General features: G+C 67.2%; 20 protein-coding genes and 1 pseudogene. 11 read left to right on the top strand and 10 right to left on the bottom strand.

Annotated features, from left to right (window positions below; all coding sequences use genetic code 11):
* Together AAC997_RS11970 and AAC997_RS11965 are read right to left on the bottom strand one after the other, a co-directional pair.
* Positions 1–635, bottom strand: a 635-nt coding sequence (locus AAC997_RS11970; protein ID WP_340645926.1) for a glutathione S-transferase family protein, incomplete at its 3' end; no start/stop codon positions are given.
* Between the two features lie 84 nt (positions 636–719).
* Positions 720–1532, bottom strand: a complete 813-nt coding sequence (locus AAC997_RS11965) for a GNAT family N-acetyltransferase (RefSeq protein ID WP_340645925.1) — start codon at positions 1530–1532, stop codon at positions 720–722.
* 58 nt (positions 1533–1590) lie between these two features.
* On the opposite strand from AAC997_RS11965, the gene AAC997_RS11960 reads away from it, so the two are divergent.
* Both AAC997_RS11960 and AAC997_RS11955 read left to right on the top strand, forming a co-directional pair.
* Positions 1591–1749, top strand: a complete 159-nt coding sequence (locus tag AAC997_RS11960; protein ID WP_340645924.1) for a hypothetical protein — start codon at positions 1591–1593, stop codon at positions 1747–1749.
* Between the two features lie 138 nt (positions 1750–1887).
* Entirely contained in the window at positions 1888–2577 is a 690-nt protein-coding gene (locus tag AAC997_RS11955; protein ID WP_340645923.1) for a glutathione S-transferase family protein, read from the top strand.
* Positions 2578–2861: 284 nt separating this feature from the next.
* On the opposite strand, the gene AAC997_RS11950 is transcribed toward AAC997_RS11955, so the two are convergent.
* Positions 2862–3527 carry a carbonic anhydrase gene (locus AAC997_RS11950; RefSeq protein ID WP_340645922.1) on the bottom strand — a complete coding sequence of 222 codons (666 nt, stop codon included), beginning with the start codon at positions 3525–3527 and terminating at the stop codon, positions 2862–2864.
* Between the two features lie 426 nt (positions 3528–3953).
* Between AAC997_RS11950 and AAC997_RS11945 the strand changes: the two genes are divergently transcribed.
* Positions 3954–4451, top strand: coding sequence for a hypothetical protein (locus AAC997_RS11945; RefSeq protein WP_340645921.1), 498 nt, complete (start codon positions 3954–3956; stop codon positions 4449–4451).
* Between the two features lie 274 nt (positions 4452–4725).
* Entirely contained in the window at positions 4726–4923 is a 198-nt protein-coding gene (locus AAC997_RS11940) for a hypothetical protein (protein ID WP_340645920.1), read from the top strand.
* 552 nt (positions 4924–5475) lie between these two features.
* On the opposite strand, the gene AAC997_RS11935 is transcribed toward AAC997_RS11940, so the two are convergent.
* The 5 genes from AAC997_RS11935 to AAC997_RS11915 form a co-directional block, all read right to left on the bottom strand.
* A complete protein-coding gene (locus tag AAC997_RS11935) occupies positions 5476–5772 on the bottom strand; it encodes a hypothetical protein (RefSeq protein ID WP_340645919.1) in 297 nt (98 codons plus the stop codon).
* Between the two features lie 153 nt (positions 5773–5925).
* Entirely contained in the window at positions 5926–6321 is a 396-nt protein-coding gene (locus tag AAC997_RS11930; protein ID WP_340645918.1) for a hypothetical protein, read from the bottom strand.
* Positions 6322–6574: 253 nt separating this feature from the next.
* Positions 6575–7060 carry a GNAT family N-acetyltransferase gene (locus tag AAC997_RS11925; RefSeq protein ID WP_340645917.1) on the bottom strand — a complete coding sequence of 162 codons (486 nt, stop codon included), beginning with the start codon at positions 7058–7060 and terminating at the stop codon, positions 6575–6577.
* 82 nt (positions 7061–7142) lie between these two features.
* Positions 7143–7643, bottom strand: a complete 501-nt coding sequence (locus AAC997_RS11920) for a MarR family transcriptional regulator (protein ID WP_340645916.1) — start codon at positions 7641–7643, stop codon at positions 7143–7145.
* Complete coding sequence (locus AAC997_RS11915) at positions 7640–8059, bottom strand: organic hydroperoxide resistance protein (RefSeq protein ID WP_340645915.1); 420 nt, start codon at positions 8057–8059, stop codon at positions 7640–7642. The genes AAC997_RS11920 and AAC997_RS11915 overlap by 4 nt, the downstream gene beginning before the upstream one ends.
* A 175-nt stretch (positions 8060–8234) precedes the next feature.
* On the opposite strand from AAC997_RS11915, the gene AAC997_RS11910 reads away from it, so the two are divergent.
* Together AAC997_RS11910 and AAC997_RS11905 are read left to right on the top strand one after the other, a co-directional pair.
* Entirely contained in the window at positions 8235–9512 is a 1278-nt protein-coding gene (locus tag AAC997_RS11910) for a nucleoside transporter C-terminal domain-containing protein (RefSeq protein WP_340645914.1), read from the top strand.
* A complete protein-coding gene (locus tag AAC997_RS11905) occupies positions 9509–10018 on the top strand; it encodes a molybdopterin-dependent oxidoreductase (protein WP_340645913.1) in 510 nt (169 codons plus the stop codon). The genes AAC997_RS11910 and AAC997_RS11905 overlap by 4 nt, the downstream gene beginning before the upstream one ends.
* Here the strand turns inward: AAC997_RS11905 and AAC997_RS11900 are convergent.
* Together AAC997_RS11900 and AAC997_RS11895 are read right to left on the bottom strand one after the other, a co-directional pair.
* Positions 10015–11013 carry an LLM class flavin-dependent oxidoreductase gene (locus tag AAC997_RS11900; RefSeq protein WP_340645912.1) on the bottom strand — a complete coding sequence of 333 codons (999 nt, stop codon included), beginning with the start codon at positions 11011–11013 and terminating at the stop codon, positions 10015–10017. The genes AAC997_RS11905 and AAC997_RS11900 overlap by 4 nt on opposite strands.
* Entirely contained in the window at positions 11010–11471 is a 462-nt protein-coding gene (locus tag AAC997_RS11895; RefSeq protein ID WP_340645911.1) for a PaaI family thioesterase, read from the bottom strand. Before AAC997_RS11895 ends, AAC997_RS11900 begins: the two co-directional genes overlap by 4 nt.
* A 108-nt stretch (positions 11472–11579) precedes the next feature.
* Between AAC997_RS11895 and pcaF the strand changes: the two genes are divergently transcribed.
* The 5 genes and pseudogenes from pcaF to AAC997_RS11870 form a co-directional block, all read left to right on the top strand.
* A complete protein-coding gene (gene pcaF / locus AAC997_RS11890) occupies positions 11580–12788 on the top strand; it encodes a 3-oxoadipyl-CoA thiolase (RefSeq protein ID WP_340645910.1) in 1209 nt (402 codons plus the stop codon).
* Positions 12785–13381, top strand: coding sequence for a hypothetical protein (locus AAC997_RS11885; protein ID WP_340645909.1), 597 nt, complete (start codon positions 12785–12787; stop codon positions 13379–13381). The genes pcaF and AAC997_RS11885 overlap by 4 nt, the downstream gene beginning before the upstream one ends.
* 16 nt (positions 13382–13397) lie before the next feature.
* The gene (locus AAC997_RS11880) at positions 13398–14546 is read left to right on the top strand and encodes an acyl-CoA dehydrogenase family protein (RefSeq protein WP_340645908.1); all 1149 of its coding nucleotides are present in this window, start codon (positions 13398–13400) and stop codon (positions 14544–14546) included.
* Positions 14546–14827, top strand: coding sequence for a DUF3253 domain-containing protein (locus AAC997_RS11875; protein ID WP_340645907.1), 282 nt, complete (start codon positions 14546–14548; stop codon positions 14825–14827). Before AAC997_RS11880 ends, AAC997_RS11875 begins: the two co-directional genes overlap by 1 nt.
* 23 nt (positions 14828–14850) lie before the next feature.
* Positions 14851–14942, top strand: a pseudogene (locus AAC997_RS11870) (uracil-DNA glycosylase family protein); the annotation flags it as partial.

The following is a 14942-nucleotide window of genomic DNA, read 5'->3' as shown; positions in this document are numbered from 1 at the left end:
GCGAGGAACACCGCATACTGCGCCTCGAACGCCCGCCGATAGGCCGGCCGGGCCTCAGCGCGGGCGAGGTAGGCGGCCAGGTTCGGATATTCCGCCACCAGGCCTGAACTCCCCAGCCGCTGCAGCACCGACACCATCATCAGGTCGCCCACGCTGAACGCCCCGTCCAGCCAGTCGGCGTCGGCCAGGCGCTGAGAAAGCTGGCTCAGCCGGGTGCGGATGCGCCCCTCGACTGCGCCGAGGCGCTCGTCGAACCAGCTCTTGTCGCGCTCGGTGAACATACTGGTCTCGCGCTCGATGATCGGCGGCTCCACGGTGTTGAGCGCGGCGAACAGCCAGTTGACGGCCCGCGCCCGCGCCCCGGCCTCGGCGGGCAGCAGGCCCTCATGGGTCTGGGCGATATGGAAGACGATGGCGCCGGACTCGAAGATCGCCACCTCGCCCGCCTCATAGGTCGGGATCTGTCCGAAGGGATGCAGCGCCATGTGGGCCGCTTGCTTCATCTCCGTGAAGGTCACCAGCCGCACGTCATAGGCCTGGCCCACCTCCTCGAACGCCCAGCGCACGCGCATGTCGCGGGCCAGTCCCCGGCCGCGATCGGGCGAGGCCTTGAAGGCGGTGAGGGTGGGGGTCATCTCGATCTGTCTCCCGGGTGTCCTGACCGCAGGACGAAGGGCCGCCGTGCGTCCCGACACCCGCCCACTATTTTCCGCGCGCGGCTATCCGTCCACATCGGCCGCTTCGAGGCGCGGGTGACGCTTGCCGGGGTCCGCGCCTTCGTCGGCCAGGATCCAGACCGGCAGATCGGCGACGGTCTCAAAACCCAGGCTCTGATACAGCCTCAGGCCCGCGTCGGAGGCGCCGAGGTGGAAGCGCGTCACGCCGCGGCTTCGATAGTCGGCCATCACCTGGGTCAGCAGGGCGCGGCCCCAGCCTCCGCGCTGGCGCTCCGGCGGCGTGGCCATCAGCGTGATCCCCGCGGTGTTTCCGGTCGGCGTCACGGAGACCGCGCTGACGGGGAGGTCGCCGTCCCAGGCGATCCAGGTCTCGATCCCCGCGGTTTCGGTGACGCACACATCGATCAACCGGGCGATGACCTCGCGGGGCGAGTCGAAGGCCGCCGCCGCCAGGTCCCCGGCGATCGCCACCAGCTCAGGCCCCAGCGCCCGGGTGACCCTCACCGGGCGGCTCGGCGCCACCGCCGTCCCGGCCCGCAGCACCATCAGCGGCGAGGTCCCCGCCGCCGTCAGGCCCAGCGCCACCGCGACCGGCGTCAGGGTCTGCGCCGCCTGGGGACTCAGCAACATTACCAGCGGCAGCCCGCGCTGCCGCGCCCGCGCCACCGACGAGACGAGGAAATCCTCGGCGTCGGGGCCCGCGCCCAGGGCCAGCCGGTTGAAGTCGGCCGACGGGTCGCCGGTCAGGCCCAGGACACCGGTCCGCGTCAGGCGCATCTCCACCCCCGGCACGTCCACCATCTGGGCCACCAGGGCGCGCACGCACAACCGGATCAGCTCTTCGGTCTCATCCATGGTCTCGCCCCCGCGCCCAGCCCATGCATCTAGTTGCCCGGCGACGCGTTGCCTATCCATGGCAAATGATCCGAAGTTGAACCCCGGCGGCGACGGCGAGACAATTCGCACGGAAGACGCGAGCGGCGGCCAGAAGACCGGCCACATCCGATGGGTGCTGGGCATCGGCACCCTCCTGGCCATCGTCGGGATCGCGGTCGTCCTGCTGCTGAGCTGATCGGCGCTCCGTCGCGGCGGCCGCTTGGCGACCTGACGGACGAGCCTCCGAGCCTGATTGAACCTCCGGTGAAACGGCGTTAGCTGTACGGCGTATTTCAAACAGCCGTTCGCGGCGCCTATTTCCAGGACTGACCTCATGAAGCTCTATTCCGGCGACCTCTCCCCCTATTCCGCCAAGGTGCGGATGCAGATCTACGCCAAGGGCATCTCCGACATCGACATTGAGCTGCCCCCCGGCTTCATGACCGGCGAGTTCCACAAGACCTCGCCGCTCGCCCGCATCCCGGTCCTCGACCTGGGCGGCGACGTGATCCCGGAATCCGAAGTGATCTCCGAGTACCTGGAGGAGATCTATCCGCAGAACTCCATGCTGGGCGCCACGCCGCGTGAGACCGCAGCCATCCGCACGGTGTCGCGCATCGCCGACATCTACCTGATGAACAACATGTTCATGCTCTCGGGCCAGGGCCGCGCCTCGACCCGCAGCGCCGACATCGTCAAGCTGCTGAGCGGCCAGGTGATCCGCGGGATCAAGGCCCTGGAGCACTATATCGGGACCGACGGTTTCGCGGTCTCCGGCCGCCTGACCATGGCCGACTGCACCCTGGTCCCGGCCCTGTTCCTGGTTCAGAACGTCCTGCCCACCGTCGAGGTCGAGAACCCCATACCGGCCTCGCCGAAGGTCGCCGCCTACTGGGCCGCCATCCAGAAGAACGAGCACGCCGCCGCCACCCTGGTGGAGCTCTATCGCGGCCTGGCCGAACGCCGCGAACTCATCGCCAAGATGGCCGCCAAGGAAAAAGCCAAGGTCGCTGCCGGAGCCTGACCGCCCACTTCCCCTCTCCCCCTGGGGAGAGGGCCCCCGGCTTTAGATCCTCCCCCAGGCGCGCAGCGCCGATGTGGGGGAGGTGGACCGGCGCGCAGCGGCGGGCCGGAGGGGGATCAACGTAGTTGACCCTTACCTCAGTCAAACAAGGGTCAAAGTCCCCCTCAGGCGCTCCGCGCCAGCTCCCCCAGGAGGGGAGCATCTAAGGGCGCGCCGCCCTAGCGCCCGCGCTCTTCCACAAGTGGGCGAGGAGGTGCTGAGCCGAGATCCTCCCCCGGCGGGTCCTAGGTGTGGGTGTGCAGCGCCAGATGCTTGGCGACCTCGGCCGCGTAGCGCTGGCTGACGGGCTCAAAGCGGTTGCGGGCCTCGTCCCAGGCGTTCACCTCCCCGTCGGCGATGTCGTAGACCCAGCCATGCAGCCGCAGGTCGCCGCGCGCCAGCCGCACGGCGACGGCCGGATGGGTCTTCAGGTGCGTCAGCTGAAGAATGACGTTCTGTTCCAGCAGCATCAGGCCCCGCGCGCGCTCGTCCAGATCCTTGCCCAGCTCGTTGGTGATCTCGACGGCGGCCCTCGCATAGGACAGCCAGTTCCTGACGTGGGGCAGGGCGCCCAGCCCCTCCAGGTGCATCGCCCCATGCATGGCGCCGCATTGGGTGTGGCCGCAGATGACGATGTGCGGGACGTTCAGCGCGGTGCAGGCGAACTCGATGGCGGCGGTCGTGCCGCCGGTCTCCAGGGTGTGGGGCGGCACGATATTGCCGGCGTTGCGGACGATGAACAGGTCGCCCGGCTGGCTTTGGGTCAGCATGCCGGTCTCGATCCGCGAGTCCGAGCAGGTGATGAACAGGGCCTCAGGCGACTGGCCCTGCGCCAGTTTCTCGAACAGCTCGGCGTTGTCCGGGAAGACTTCCTGCTGGAATTTGACGACGCCCGCGGCGAACTTCGGCATGGCTTTCCCTGCTGGTGACCCGCCCTTCGATGACGCGGCGCGGGACGAACCGCAAGGGGACTGAGCGCTCAGTGTGGCGCGGGTCCCATCGTGGCGGCCGTCGGCTTGCGGCGACCCCGGTCACGACCGCATCCGACCCGTTGTGGACGTCAGACCAATAAGGGCTACGCTGACCCCATGACGACGACTCTTTCTAGCCAAGTACTCTATCACCACCTTGGTCGCTTGTTGGCCGATCCGCCTGATCTATTGGCCTTCGACGACAAGTGGAACCTTTCGAACGAAACGATCCAATGGCTATAGCAGGCTGCTGCTCTGGTTAAGGCGGCGGGCCATCTCGAGCTCAGCGCCCGACTAGACTATGCGGTAAAGCAGCTCGTGGGATCTTATTCACCGGAGGAAAACGCTAAGGACATCATCTTGGTTTTGAACCAAGTCCTCGCCATAACTGAGCTGCAGCTTCCGGTCAGCTCCCAAGGGGTATTTGTCGCCACGGGAGCATCGCTTGATGCCTACGCTGCCCTATCGAAGATCATCGGCGAAGCAAGCGCCTCGATATTGATCGTTGACCCTTATATGGATTTCGCCGCCGTGACCGAGGTCGCAGAGTTGGCTCCCAATGGGGTTATGGTTCACTTGCTATCTGATGCTGGGACCGTAAAGCCGACCCTCAAACCCGCAGCAGAAAAGTGGGTTGAACAATACGGTGCAGCCCGACCTTTGGAAGTGAGACTGACTGAAGCTCGGTTACTCCATGACCGCCTCATCATTACGGATGCGCAAGTGGCATGGATATTGACTCAATCTCTAAAGGACTTCGCCAAGAGGTCTCCCGCAACTATCCAGAAAGCTGACAAAGATCTCGCCATCATGAAGGTCAAGGCGTTTGACACGATCTGGAACGGAGCTGCTTTGCTCGTCTAGTCGAGCGTCCGCTCCCCACCCTTCTCGGGGTTACGGTGACAGTGCACCTAATTAGATGCCGAGTTCTGAGTTCTCACCGCAGTACCCGTATCACCACCCTGGTCGCAGACGTTTATCACCGTCAAAGACGATGACTGAGGCTCGGCGGCTGAAGGACCAGATACCCGATGGAATCCGCCCGTCTCCAGCCGCCATAGCAACCGCAACGCCCAGCCGGCGTTATGGTCAAGCTCGTGGCCGGCCTTCGCCGGGTAGGGCCTCAGGATATTCTCCCATGGCTGTTCGTCGCGCCGGTTTGCCCCTCACCGCTCCCTCCGTCCCCCTCTTCGCCATCGCGGTGGTGCTGGCGGTTCTGTCCATGCTGGTCCAGTACGGCGGCATCGCCATCCCGTTCATCAGCGAGCACGTGTTCGCCACCCTCGCCGTGGCCTTCGCGATCCTGACCGCCGGCGTCCTGCTGCGCGGAGCCTGACGGAGCGAGGCTGGAAGCCCGTCCTACGGCAACGAGGCGCGCTTCCAGGCCCGTGGAGTGTGGTCTGCCCGGGCGGTGGGGCGTTGGAGCCCATCACGCCAACGGCCGGACATGCGCCACCAAGAGCGCCAAGAACTGCCAGGAACTGCGGTGACAGTGCACTCAACTCCGCACCGAATTTACCTTTAAGTGCACTGTCACCGTAATCCGTCCGTAATCCAGACCGATTTCGGTGCCGAACCTGCTGGTGGCGCTGGCGGCGCATTGCTCGCGCTGAGACGCAGGCTCAACGCGCGTGAACGGGTTCCTTCGCCCAGGTTGTCGCCAGACGTCTCCCGAGGGGATGGCGCTACGGGCCGACCGCAAACGTCCGTTCGTCGGCATCATCCACTGCGGCTGCGCATAGCTGTCCGTCTCAATGCGCTCGCTTTACCGACGTCCGTAATCCACCCTCCGCTGCCGTCGGCAGGGTCCGGTTTCGGGCGGTCTGGGGGAATGTCTGCTTGCGGCGGCCTTGCTCGGGACCGCTCGCGACCCTTAGCGGAAGTTACGTCATTCGGCCTCATGCCTTAGCGCGAAGGCTTGTTCCCAGGCCCTGGTTCGCAGGGCATCCAATTGGTCGTTCTCGGCGTGCAGTGGGTTGCCGTCTTGATGGAGGACTAGGTCATTCAGGGAGCCCATGCCCCCAAAAAGCCGGAGAAAGCGCTGCACGCCGTGCGCGTCGGACTTGGCCACCTCATCTGCGGCGCGCCTCACATGATCTGCCCAAAAGTCATCGTGGCCGGCCAGGCGCTGCTCCAGCGCTCTCATCGTCCTCAGCAGTGCTTCGACGTCGGGATGCAACTTCATCCTGGAAGCTTAGCAGCCCAACTTCCGCTCACCACCCTTCTGCGACCTTGGGGACGTCTGGTCTTGGGACCCATCTCAAAGGCCCGCTTTAGGGCCAGTGGCCAACGGAAGCTCGCGACCCATTGCGGACGTTGCGACGGGCGAGCGGCTACCCTAACTGTTGGCCTTGGTTGCCCAAGCCTGCTCAAGCTCTCGAATGCGCTGACGCTGATACGGCGTTCGAAGTTCTGTGCGCTCGAAAAAATGTCCGTCGCGCCAGATGAGGCCAGCTTCCACTCCACGCATCTTCAGCTCGTCGAGGTTCTCAACTCGCTCATAGGCCCAAACCCTCCAGCGAGGCACAAGGAGGGACCAGCTAAGCCAAGCTAACGGCCAGCTTACAAGGAAGGTAATGCCCGCCGCCGTACCTGCCGACTGCGGATCAAGGTCGAACAGCAAAGCTGCTCCATAGGCCAATAGGGGGAGGCCAAACATAGTCACCATGACGGTGCCGTTGACGGTCAGCCCGCCGCGGCTGACGGCTTGAGAGGGAGTCATTTTGATAGCCAATTCGGAAAGCTCCCGAGCGTCAATGCTCTCTTCACGGTGCCAACTTACTAGTAGGTTCGAAATGTCCGCTCCCCACCCGTTGCGGACCTTCCCAACGCCCGCTCTCCGCTCGAAGCAGGCTCACTTCGCCGACTTAGACCATGGCCCTGAAGGCGCCGTCCTCAGCTTGGCCCTTGAAGTCTACGCCCCTGGGCTGGCCGCCGCCCCGCAACTTCGGCGGATCCGACCCCGCCTCCGCTAACCGGCCTGCGCCCTAAAGTTCGCGGAAATATCTGGCGACCGGCCAGGGCTCGAACCCGAAGTTTTCATAGGTGGCGCGTGACGGGGCATGGCCGGGGTCGCCGCCGGTCTCCACCATCGCCATGGACATCCCCGCCGCCCGGAACTTCGCCATCGCGGCCTCCATCAGGGCCTTGGCCACGCCCCCGCGCTGGGCCTGCGGGTCCACCGCCAGGATGTAGATCTCGCCCATTCCGTCCTCCGGGTGCAGGCGCAGGCCGACCCAGCCGACGATGGCCGCCCCCTGCCGCGCCACCAGAACGTCCTGGCCGTTCGCCGTCAGAAAATCGGCGATGTCGTCGGTCTGCCGGACCTGCCAGCCCTGCGGGTAGAACGCCTGGTAGACGTAGGACGGAACGGCGGGTTCGAGCTTCTCGAACACCGGCGCCCAGGCCCGCATCGAGAGCGCCACGACGAGGTCGTGGTCCGACGGCTGGTAGAGGTCGATCTTGAGGGACACGCTGCGGCTCCTGGATGGCGCGGAAGACTTAACGCGGCGCGGCCGATGAGTCCCCCCGCCAGGCCGTGGCGCCTGCACCGGTCTAGTCTTGGGTCCCGCGCAGCTTGCGGGCCATGTCCTGCAGGCTCGCCCGCAGCGCCACGATCTCCTCACCGGGCAGGTCCAGGGCGCAGGCCAGCGCCAGGGGCACGCCCGCCGCCTGCTCCTGCAAGGCCTGGCCTTGGTCGGTCAGCGTGATCTGCACGCGGCGTTCGTCGGCGGCGTCGCGGGTGCGGCGCACCAGGCCCGCGCTCTCCATCCGCTTCAGCAGCGGGGTGAGGGTGCCGCTGTCGAGGCCCAGCGCCTCGCCCAGATCGCTCACCGTGCGCGGAGCCTTTTCCCACAGGGCCATCATGGCCAGGTACTGGGGATAGGTCAGGCCGAGCGGCTCCAGCAGCGGCCGGTAGGCCCGGGTCACCAGCCCGCTCGCCGCGTAGAGGGCGAAGCAGAGCTGGTTCTCGAGCCGCAGTTGTTGCGCGACACCCCGACGGTCACTTGTCGGGGTTCGTGGGGCCGCGGCGGTCTTGGTGGTCTTGGGACTCATTGCGCCCTTACGGTTATCCCAACATCGACGTTGCCGCGAACCGCATTCGAATAGGGGCAGACCTGGTGGGCCTGGGCGATCAGGGCCTCGGCGGCTTGCTGGTCAAGGCCTTGCGTCTCTACATCCAGCGCCACGGCCAGGCGGAAGCCGCCCTCGGCGCGGGGGTGCAGTTCGACGGTGGCGGTGACCGCGGCGCCGGTCAGGGCGATCTTCTGCTGGCCAGCGAGGAACCGCGCGGCGTTCTCGAAACAGGCCGCGTAGCCGGCGGCGAACAGCTGCTCGGGGTTGGTCGCCCCGCCCTTGCCGCCCATCTCCTTGGGCAGGGCCAGGTCCAGGGACAGCAGGCCATCGGGGGTCTCGACATGGCCGGCGCGGCCGCCGACAGCGCGGGCCTGGGTGGAATAAAGGGCGGGCATGGGGTCGTCTCCGTGTTTGATTGTGCAATATTATATTGTGTACAATCTAATTGCTGTCAAGTCAGGCAAGGCGGGCTTTTCTTCCATCCGCGACCACCACGCAGTTGCCTCCGCCCCAGGCTTCCCCTCAATAGGGGCGGCCGGCCCTTGAGTCCCGGCGCTGGGGTCTAACCGCATGTTTCGTCTGGAGAACGCCCAGAGCCTGGTCGGCGTCGCCCTGACCCTGGCCATCTGCTGGGCCATGTCGGAGGAGCGCAGCCGCTTCCCCTGGAAGCTGGCCCTGGGGGCGATCTTCGTCCAGGTCTCCCTGGTCCTGCTGCTGTTTGGCCTACCGGGCGCCCAGGCGGTGATCCAGGCCCTGAACGACGGCGTCGACGGCCTGGCCGCGGCCACCTCCCAGGGCACCCAGTTCGTGTTCGGCTACATGGGCGGCGGGCCCCAGCCCTATGCGGTCACCAATCCCGGCGGCCTGTTCGTCTTCGCCTTCCAGGTCCTGCCGCTGATCCTGGTGATCTCGGCCCTGTCGGCCCTGCTCTGGCACTGGCAGATCCTCAAATGGATCACCCGCGGCTTCGGCTTCATCTTCCAGAAGACCATGGGCCTGGGCGGCGCCTCGGCCCTGGCCGTGGCCGCCAACATCTTCCTGGGCATGATCGAGAGCCCCATCGTCATCCGCGCCTTCCTGGACAAGCTGACCCGCTCGGAGCTGTTCCTGATGATCGTGGTGGGCCTGGCCACCGTCGCCGGCTCCACCATGGTCGCCTACGCCACCATCCTGAAGGACGCCCTGCCCAACGCCGCCGCCCACGTCCTGGTGGCCTCGATCATCTCGGCGCCCGCCGGTGTCCTGCTGGCCCGCATCATGGTGCCGGAGAAGCCGGGGCAGGGGGGCTTCTACGCGGATTACAACTCGCTGCTGAAGTACGACAGCGGCATCGACGCCATCTCCAAGGGCACGATGGACGGCCTGACCGTGGTGCTGAACATCTGCGCCATCCTCATCGTCTTCGTGGCCTTCGTGGCCATCGGCAACGGCATGCTCTCGGTCTTTCCGGACGTCATGGGATCGCCGCTGACCATCGAGCGGATCCTGGGCGTGGTCTTCGCCCCCCTCGCCTGGACCCTGGGCATCCACTGGGACGAGGCCTTCAAGGCGGGCTACCTTCTCGGCGTGAAGCTGATGCTGACCGAGTTCATCGCCTTCATCCAACTGGGCGCGGTCCCGGCGGGCGAGATGACCGAGCGCACCCGGATGATCATGACCTACGCCTTGTGCGGTTTCGCCAATGTCGGCTCGGTGGGGATCACCGTCTCGGGCATGGGCGTCCTGATGCCCGAACGCCGCAACGAGATCATCGGCATGGTCTGGAAGGCCCTGGTCGCAGGCTTCCTGGCCACCTGCATGACCGCCGCCGTGGTGGGCGCCATGCCGCGCGAACTGTTCGGCCAATGAAGGCTGTTGTCCTCGCCCTGACCCTGGCGGTCGCCCCCATCGCGGCCCTGGCCCAGTCGCTGACCGTGGTGGCCCTCGACGGCAAGACCAAGGTCCTGACCCCTGCGGACCTCACCGACCTGCCGCGCGCCGAGGTGAAGGTGACGTTGGACAGCGGCGCCAAGACTTATGAGGGACCGATCCTGACCTATGTCCTGCGGGCAGGCGGCCTGCCGGTGGGCCCCAGGCTGCACGGCGACCCGCTGCGCGCCTATGTGGTCATGACCGGCAAGGACGGCTTCCAGGCGGTCTATTCCCTGGCCGAGCTGGACAAGGACTTCCACGACGACGTGGTGATCCTCGCCTACCATGTCGACGGCAAGCCGCTTCCGGACAAGGAAGCGCCCTGGCGCCTCGCCTCAGGCGGCGACAAGAAGGGCTGGCGGTCGGTGTTCGGGTTGGCCCGGATCGAAGCGCATCTGTCGGATGCGTCCGCCAAGACGCCGGCCATGGACCACGTCCACTAGGCGGGCTTGATCAGCTCCAGCGACCGGATGCGGCTCTCCAGGTCCGGCCCCACCGCCATCACGAACAGCTCGTCAGCGCCGGTGCTCGCGGCCTTGGCGTCCAGCCGCGCCTTGACGGCGGCTGGGTCCCCGACGATGGAGCGCGCCATCACGCCCGCCAACCGCGGGTCATCGGCCCGCTCAGCCAGGAAGGCCAGGGCCTCGGGAATGGAGGTGAACCTGCGCCGCTCGCCGTCGAGAGTGGCCAGGTTTCCGGCCCGCATGGGCGCGGCCAGCCGCTGCGCCTCGGCGTCGGTCTCGGCGGCAAGCGCGATGGTGGCGATCCCGGCCAGCGGTTCGGACCGGAACACCGAGGGGCGGAAGTTGCCCTTGTAGGCGGCCACCGCCGGGCCGCCATCGGTGCGAGCGATGAACTCGGCGAACACCATGCCGACGCCGGCTTGCGCCGCGAAGAGCGCGCTGTCGACCGAGGTGCAAAGCAGGAAGGGGTCGGGGTGCGACGGCCCCTTCGGATTGGCGTGGATCTCCCGGGCCGGGTGGGCGTCGGTGATCGGCTCGGTCCCGGAGGCGTCCAGCAGCCAGGCGCAGAGAAGGGCGAAATACTGCGGGAAAGCTTCGGAACCCGAGGAGCGAAGGGCGCCTCCGGTCCGTTGGTCTGTCCCCAGGGCGCGGCCGACCCCCAGGTCGATGCGGCCCGGCGCCAGGGCCTCCAGCTCCATGAACACCTCGGCCACCTTCAGCGGCGAGTAGTTCACCAGCATCACCCCGCCCGACCCCAGCCGGATCGTCGAAGTGATCTGGCTGGCCGCCGCGATCAGGATCTCCGGGGCCGGTGAGCCCAGCCCGCCGATGTTGTGGTGCTCGGCCACCCAGAAGCGGTGATAGCCCAGCCGCTCGGCGGCCTTGGCCACCTCCAGACTCTCGCGCACCGCCTGGGCCTGGGTGTTGCTCCCGCTCACCGGCGAGAGGTCGAGGACCGAGAGGGTGTAGGTCATGTGGCCCTGGGCGCGGTCTTCTTCAGCACGGCGGAAAAGCTCAGCACCGCCTCGCCCTCGACGGTCATCAGGCCGCGCACGAAGACCATGCTGCGGCCGGCCTTCACGACGTCGCCGGTGCATTCCAGCAGCGCACCTTCGGGCACCGCGCCGACGAACTCGCTGTTGAAGGTGGCGGTCACGCTGCGGCTGTCGGCCAGGGCGTCGCGGGCGATCACGAACAGGCAGTAGTCGGCGAAGGTCATCAGCGCCCCGCCGTGCATGAAGCCGCCGCCGTTCATGTGCTTGTGCTCGGGCCGCATGGCGCAGACCGGCCTGCCGTCCTCGGCGATGCGGTAGTAGAAGGGGCCTGCGTGATCCTCGAAGGGGTCGTTGCCGTACATCGACCACCCGGCCCAGTCGCCCTCGCTCACCACGACATGCACCCAGGGATTGGTCTCGGTTTCCGTGCCGTCCATGATGTCGCCTCACCCCGCCGGAAGCGTTTGCCCGCCGCCGATCCAAACACTAGTTTGCCGCTCCGAAGAGACGACGCCGCAAGGCGACCTAAGTGGCGGAGAGAGATCATGCAAGGCCGGACTGTCTATCTGTGCGGGGGCCTGCGCAGCCCGATCGGCCGTTACGCCGGAGCGCTCTCCAAGGTCCGCGCCGACGATCTCGCGGCTCACCCGCTGAAGGCCCTGATGGCCGCCTATCCCAAGCTCGACTGGGGTCAGGTGGACGAGGTCATCTACGGTAACGTCAACCAGGCCGGCGAGGACAACCGCAACGTCGCCCGCATGGCCCTGCTGCTGGCGGGCCTGCCGTCCACCGTCCCCGGCCTGACGGTGAACCGCCTCTGCGCCTCGGGCCTGGACGCTGTCATCGCCGGCGCGCGCACCATCGCGGCGGGTGAAGCCGACCTGATCATCGCCGGCGGGGTGGAGAGCATGAGCCGCGCGCCCTTCGTGATGGCCAAGCCCGACAGCGCCTTCTCCCGGACCCCGGAGATGTACGACACCACCATCGGCTGGCGCTTCGTGAACCCGCAGATGAAGAAGGAGTACGGGGTCGACGCCATGCCGGAGACGGCCGAGAACGTCGCCACCGACTACCAGATCAGTCGCGAAGACCAGGACGCTTTCGCCCAGCGCAGCCAGGCCCGCGTCGGCGCCGCCCGCGCCAAGGGCTTCTTTGAGGGCGAGATCGCGCCCCTGACGATCAAGGACCGCAAGGGCGACATCGTCGTCGCCGAAGACGAACACCCCCGCCCCGACACCACGCTCGCGGCCCTGCAGGGCCTCAAGCCCATCGTCCGCGAGGGCGGCACGGTCACCGCCGGCAACGCCTCAGGGGTCAATGACGGCGCGGCGGCCCTGCTGCTGGCCTCGGCCGAGATGGTCCAGAAGCTGGGCCTCGAACCGCTGGCCCGCATCGAGGGCGGCGCCTCGGGTGGCGTCGCACCCCGCATCATGGGCGTGGGCCCTGTGCCGGCGGTGGAGAAGCTCTGCGCGCGTCTGGGGATCACGCCGCGCGACTTCAACGTCATCGAGCTGAACGAGGCCTTCGCAGCCCAGGCCCTGGCCTGCACCCGGTCCTGGGGTCTGGCCGACGACGCCGAGCACGTGAACGCCCACGGCGGCGCCATCGCCATCGGCCACCCGCTGGGGGCTTCCGGCGCGCGCCTGGCGCTCACCGCCGCCCGTTCGCTGCACAAGAGCGGCGGCGACCGGGCGCTGGCCACCATGTGCGTCGGCGTCGGGCAGGGCTCGGCCCTGGCGCTCGCCAAGGCATGATCCGCCTGCTGATCCTCACCGGCGCCCTGGCCCTGGCCAATCCGGCCCTCGCCCAGGACGCCCCGGTCAAGACCGCGCCGGCCGTCGCCCCGCCGTTGGCCGGTGGTCCGGCGCCTGGCGCGCCGAAGAAGCCGGGGACTCTGGTGGAGGCCCTGATGGCCGCCGGCTTCGACCCGCACACCAAGCTGGTGGGGGAGAGCGTCCAGGTGATGTCTGGTCAGCGCGCCACCCTCGATATCGCCAGCGGCAAACCCGTCCTGGAGGCCGTCGAAACCGGCCATGTCGACATGGCTTTGCCGGAGGGCGCGCCCGACAGCTACAAGCCGCTCGCCCCCGGCAAGGTCGCCTTCGCCGTCGACGGATCGGCGGCCAAGAAACAGTCCTTCCTGAAGATCTGGAACGGCCTGCCCCACGCGGTCGGCTACCTGGCCGAGATCACCGCCATTCGCGAGGGCAAGCTCGCCAGGCGGATGGCCCAGGTCTGCGCCGTGCCTGGCGGCGGCACGAACTACGAGATGTGGCCCGACCCCGTCATCGCCGTCACCCTGTCGAAGATCGCCGAAATCCCCGACGACAAGATCACCTGCAAATAGAGCCGAGAGAGACATCATGGCCCTCGACCTGGAAACCCGCGAACAGCTGATCGACATGGTCCGCCGCTTCGTCTCCGAACGCCTGCGTCCGCTGGAGGCCAAGGTCTCCGAAGAGGACGCCATGCCACCGGAGCTGGTGACAGAGATGAAGGAACTGGGCCTGTTCGGCCTCTCCATCCCGGCCGAATACGGGGGCCTGGACCTCTCCATGGAGGACGAGTGCCTGGTGGCCGTGGAACTGGGCCGCACCAGCCCGGCTTTCCGATCCACCTTCGGCACCAATGTCGGCATCGGCAGCCAGGGCCTGGTGATGTTCGGGACGCCGGCCCAGAAGGCCAAGTATCTGCCGGGTATCGCGTCGGGCGAGATCATCACCTCCTTCGCCCTGACCGAACCGGAAGCCGGGTCCGACAGCGCCAATGTCCAGACCAGCGCGATCCGTGACGGCGACGTCTATGTCCTGAACGGCACCAAGCGCTTCATCACCAACGCCAACAAGGCCGACCTGTTCACGGTCATGGCCCGCAGCGATCCTGGCAAGCCGGGCGGCGGCGGGGTCAGCGCCTTCCTGGTCGAGCGGAACCTGCCGGGCCTGTCGGTCGGCAAGCCCGAGAAGAAGATGGGCCAGCAGGGCGCGCACATCTGCGACGTCATCTTCGACAATGTCCGCGTGCCGGTCGAGAACCGCCTGGGCAATGAGGGCGAAGGCTTCAAGGTGGCGATGCAGGTGCTCGACCGCGGCCGCCTGCACATCTCGGCCGTGTGCATCGGCGTGGCCGAGCGGCTGCTGGCCGACTGCGTGGCCTATGCCTCGGAGCGCAAGCAGTTCGGCCAGGCGATCTCCGGCTTCCAGCTCATCCAGGGCATGATTGCTGACTCAAAGACCGAGGCCCTGGTCGCCAAGGCCATGACCATGGAGAGCGCCCGCAAGCGTGACGCCGGCCACAGCGTGACCTTGGAGGCCGCGGCCTCCAAGTACTTCGCCTCTGAGATGGTCGGCCGGGTCGCTGACCGGGCCGTGCAGATCTTCGGCGGCGCCGGCTATGTCGCCGACCACGGTATCGAGCGGTTCTATCGAGACGTACGCATCTTCCGGATCTATGAGGGCACCAGTCAGATTCAGCAGGTGGTCATCGCCCGCGAAACCATGAAACGAGGCGGCTGATGAGCGTAGATATGGAAGCCGTGATCCTGGACGTGCTGGGCAAGCTTGAGCCCGGCAAGTCGGCTTCGTCGGAAGAGGTGGCCCGCGCCGCCAATCCCGAGAGCTGGCGGCGCCTGACCGGTCACGTTCGCAACACCGCGCGCGGCCTGGCCCGTCAGGGCAAGATCGTCATCACCCGCCACGGCAAGCCGGCCGATCCGGAGAAGTTCAAAGGCGTCTATCGCCTGCGGATGCCGCTGGAAGGCGAGAGCGTCGCACCGTCGCAGGACGTGGCGAGCTAGGGCGCAATCCCCATATCGGCGATATGAGCCTTCAGGCTGTCCTCGCCGATATCGCCGCCTGCCGGGCCTGCGCGCCAGAGCTGCCGCATGAGCCGCGGCCGGTGGTGCGCGTGGC

This window comes from Phenylobacterium sp. (assembly GCF_037968635.1).
In the GTDB taxonomy this organism is placed as follows: Bacteria; Pseudomonadota; Alphaproteobacteria; order Caulobacterales; family Caulobacteraceae; genus Phenylobacterium.
The sequence above is the reverse complement of the archived record's forward strand: the minus strand, read 5'-3'. Positions and strand labels throughout refer to the sequence as shown.

Excerpts from the sequence above, each read along its gene's own strand:
- AAC997_RS11880 (WP_340645908.1), top strand. The coding sequence starts at position 13,398 with ATGGCCCTCGACCTGGAAACCCGCGAACAGCTGATCGACATGGTCCGC.
- pcaF (WP_340645910.1), top strand. The coding sequence starts at position 11,580 with ATGCAAGGCCGGACTGTCTATCTGTGCGGGGGCCTGCGCAGCCCGATC.
- AAC997_RS11940 (WP_340645920.1), top strand. The coding sequence starts at position 4,726 with ATGGCTGTTCGTCGCGCCGGTTTGCCCCTCACCGCTCCCTCCGTCCCC.
- AAC997_RS11955 (WP_340645923.1), top strand. The coding sequence starts at position 1,888 with ATGAAGCTCTATTCCGGCGACCTCTCCCCCTATTCCGCCAAGGTGCGG.
- AAC997_RS11885 (WP_340645909.1), top strand. The coding sequence starts at position 12,785 with ATGATCCGCCTGCTGATCCTCACCGGCGCCCTGGCCCTGGCCAATCCG.
- AAC997_RS11935 (WP_340645919.1), bottom strand. The coding sequence starts at position 5,772 with ATGAAGTTGCATCCCGACGTCGAAGCACTGCTGAGGACGATGAGAGCG.
- AAC997_RS11965 (WP_340645925.1), bottom strand. The coding sequence starts at position 1,532 with ATGGATGAGACCGAAGAGCTGATCCGGTTGTGCGTGCGCGCCCTGGTG.
- AAC997_RS11895 (WP_340645911.1), bottom strand. The coding sequence starts at position 11,471 with ATGGACGGCACGGAAACCGAGACCAATCCCTGGGTGCATGTCGTGGTG.
- AAC997_RS11960 (WP_340645924.1), top strand. The coding sequence starts at position 1,591 with ATGGCAAATGATCCGAAGTTGAACCCCGGCGGCGACGGCGAGACAATT.
- AAC997_RS11900 (WP_340645912.1), bottom strand. The coding sequence starts at position 11,013 with ATGACCTACACCCTCTCGGTCCTCGACCTCTCGCCGGTGAGCGGGAGC.
- AAC997_RS11875 (WP_340645907.1), top strand. The coding sequence starts at position 14,546 with ATGAGCGTAGATATGGAAGCCGTGATCCTGGACGTGCTGGGCAAGCTT.
- AAC997_RS11950 (WP_340645922.1), bottom strand. The coding sequence starts at position 3,527 with ATGCCGAAGTTCGCCGCGGGCGTCGTCAAATTCCAGCAGGAAGTCTTC.
- AAC997_RS11910 (WP_340645914.1), top strand. The coding sequence starts at position 8,235 with ATGTTTCGTCTGGAGAACGCCCAGAGCCTGGTCGGCGTCGCCCTGACC.
- AAC997_RS11920 (WP_340645916.1), bottom strand. The coding sequence starts at position 7,643 with ATGAGTCCCAAGACCACCAAGACCGCCGCGGCCCCACGAACCCCGACA.
- AAC997_RS11915 (WP_340645915.1), bottom strand. The coding sequence starts at position 8,059 with ATGCCCGCCCTTTATTCCACCCAGGCCCGCGCTGTCGGCGGCCGCGCC.
- AAC997_RS11905 (WP_340645913.1), top strand. The coding sequence starts at position 9,509 with ATGAAGGCTGTTGTCCTCGCCCTGACCCTGGCGGTCGCCCCCATCGCG.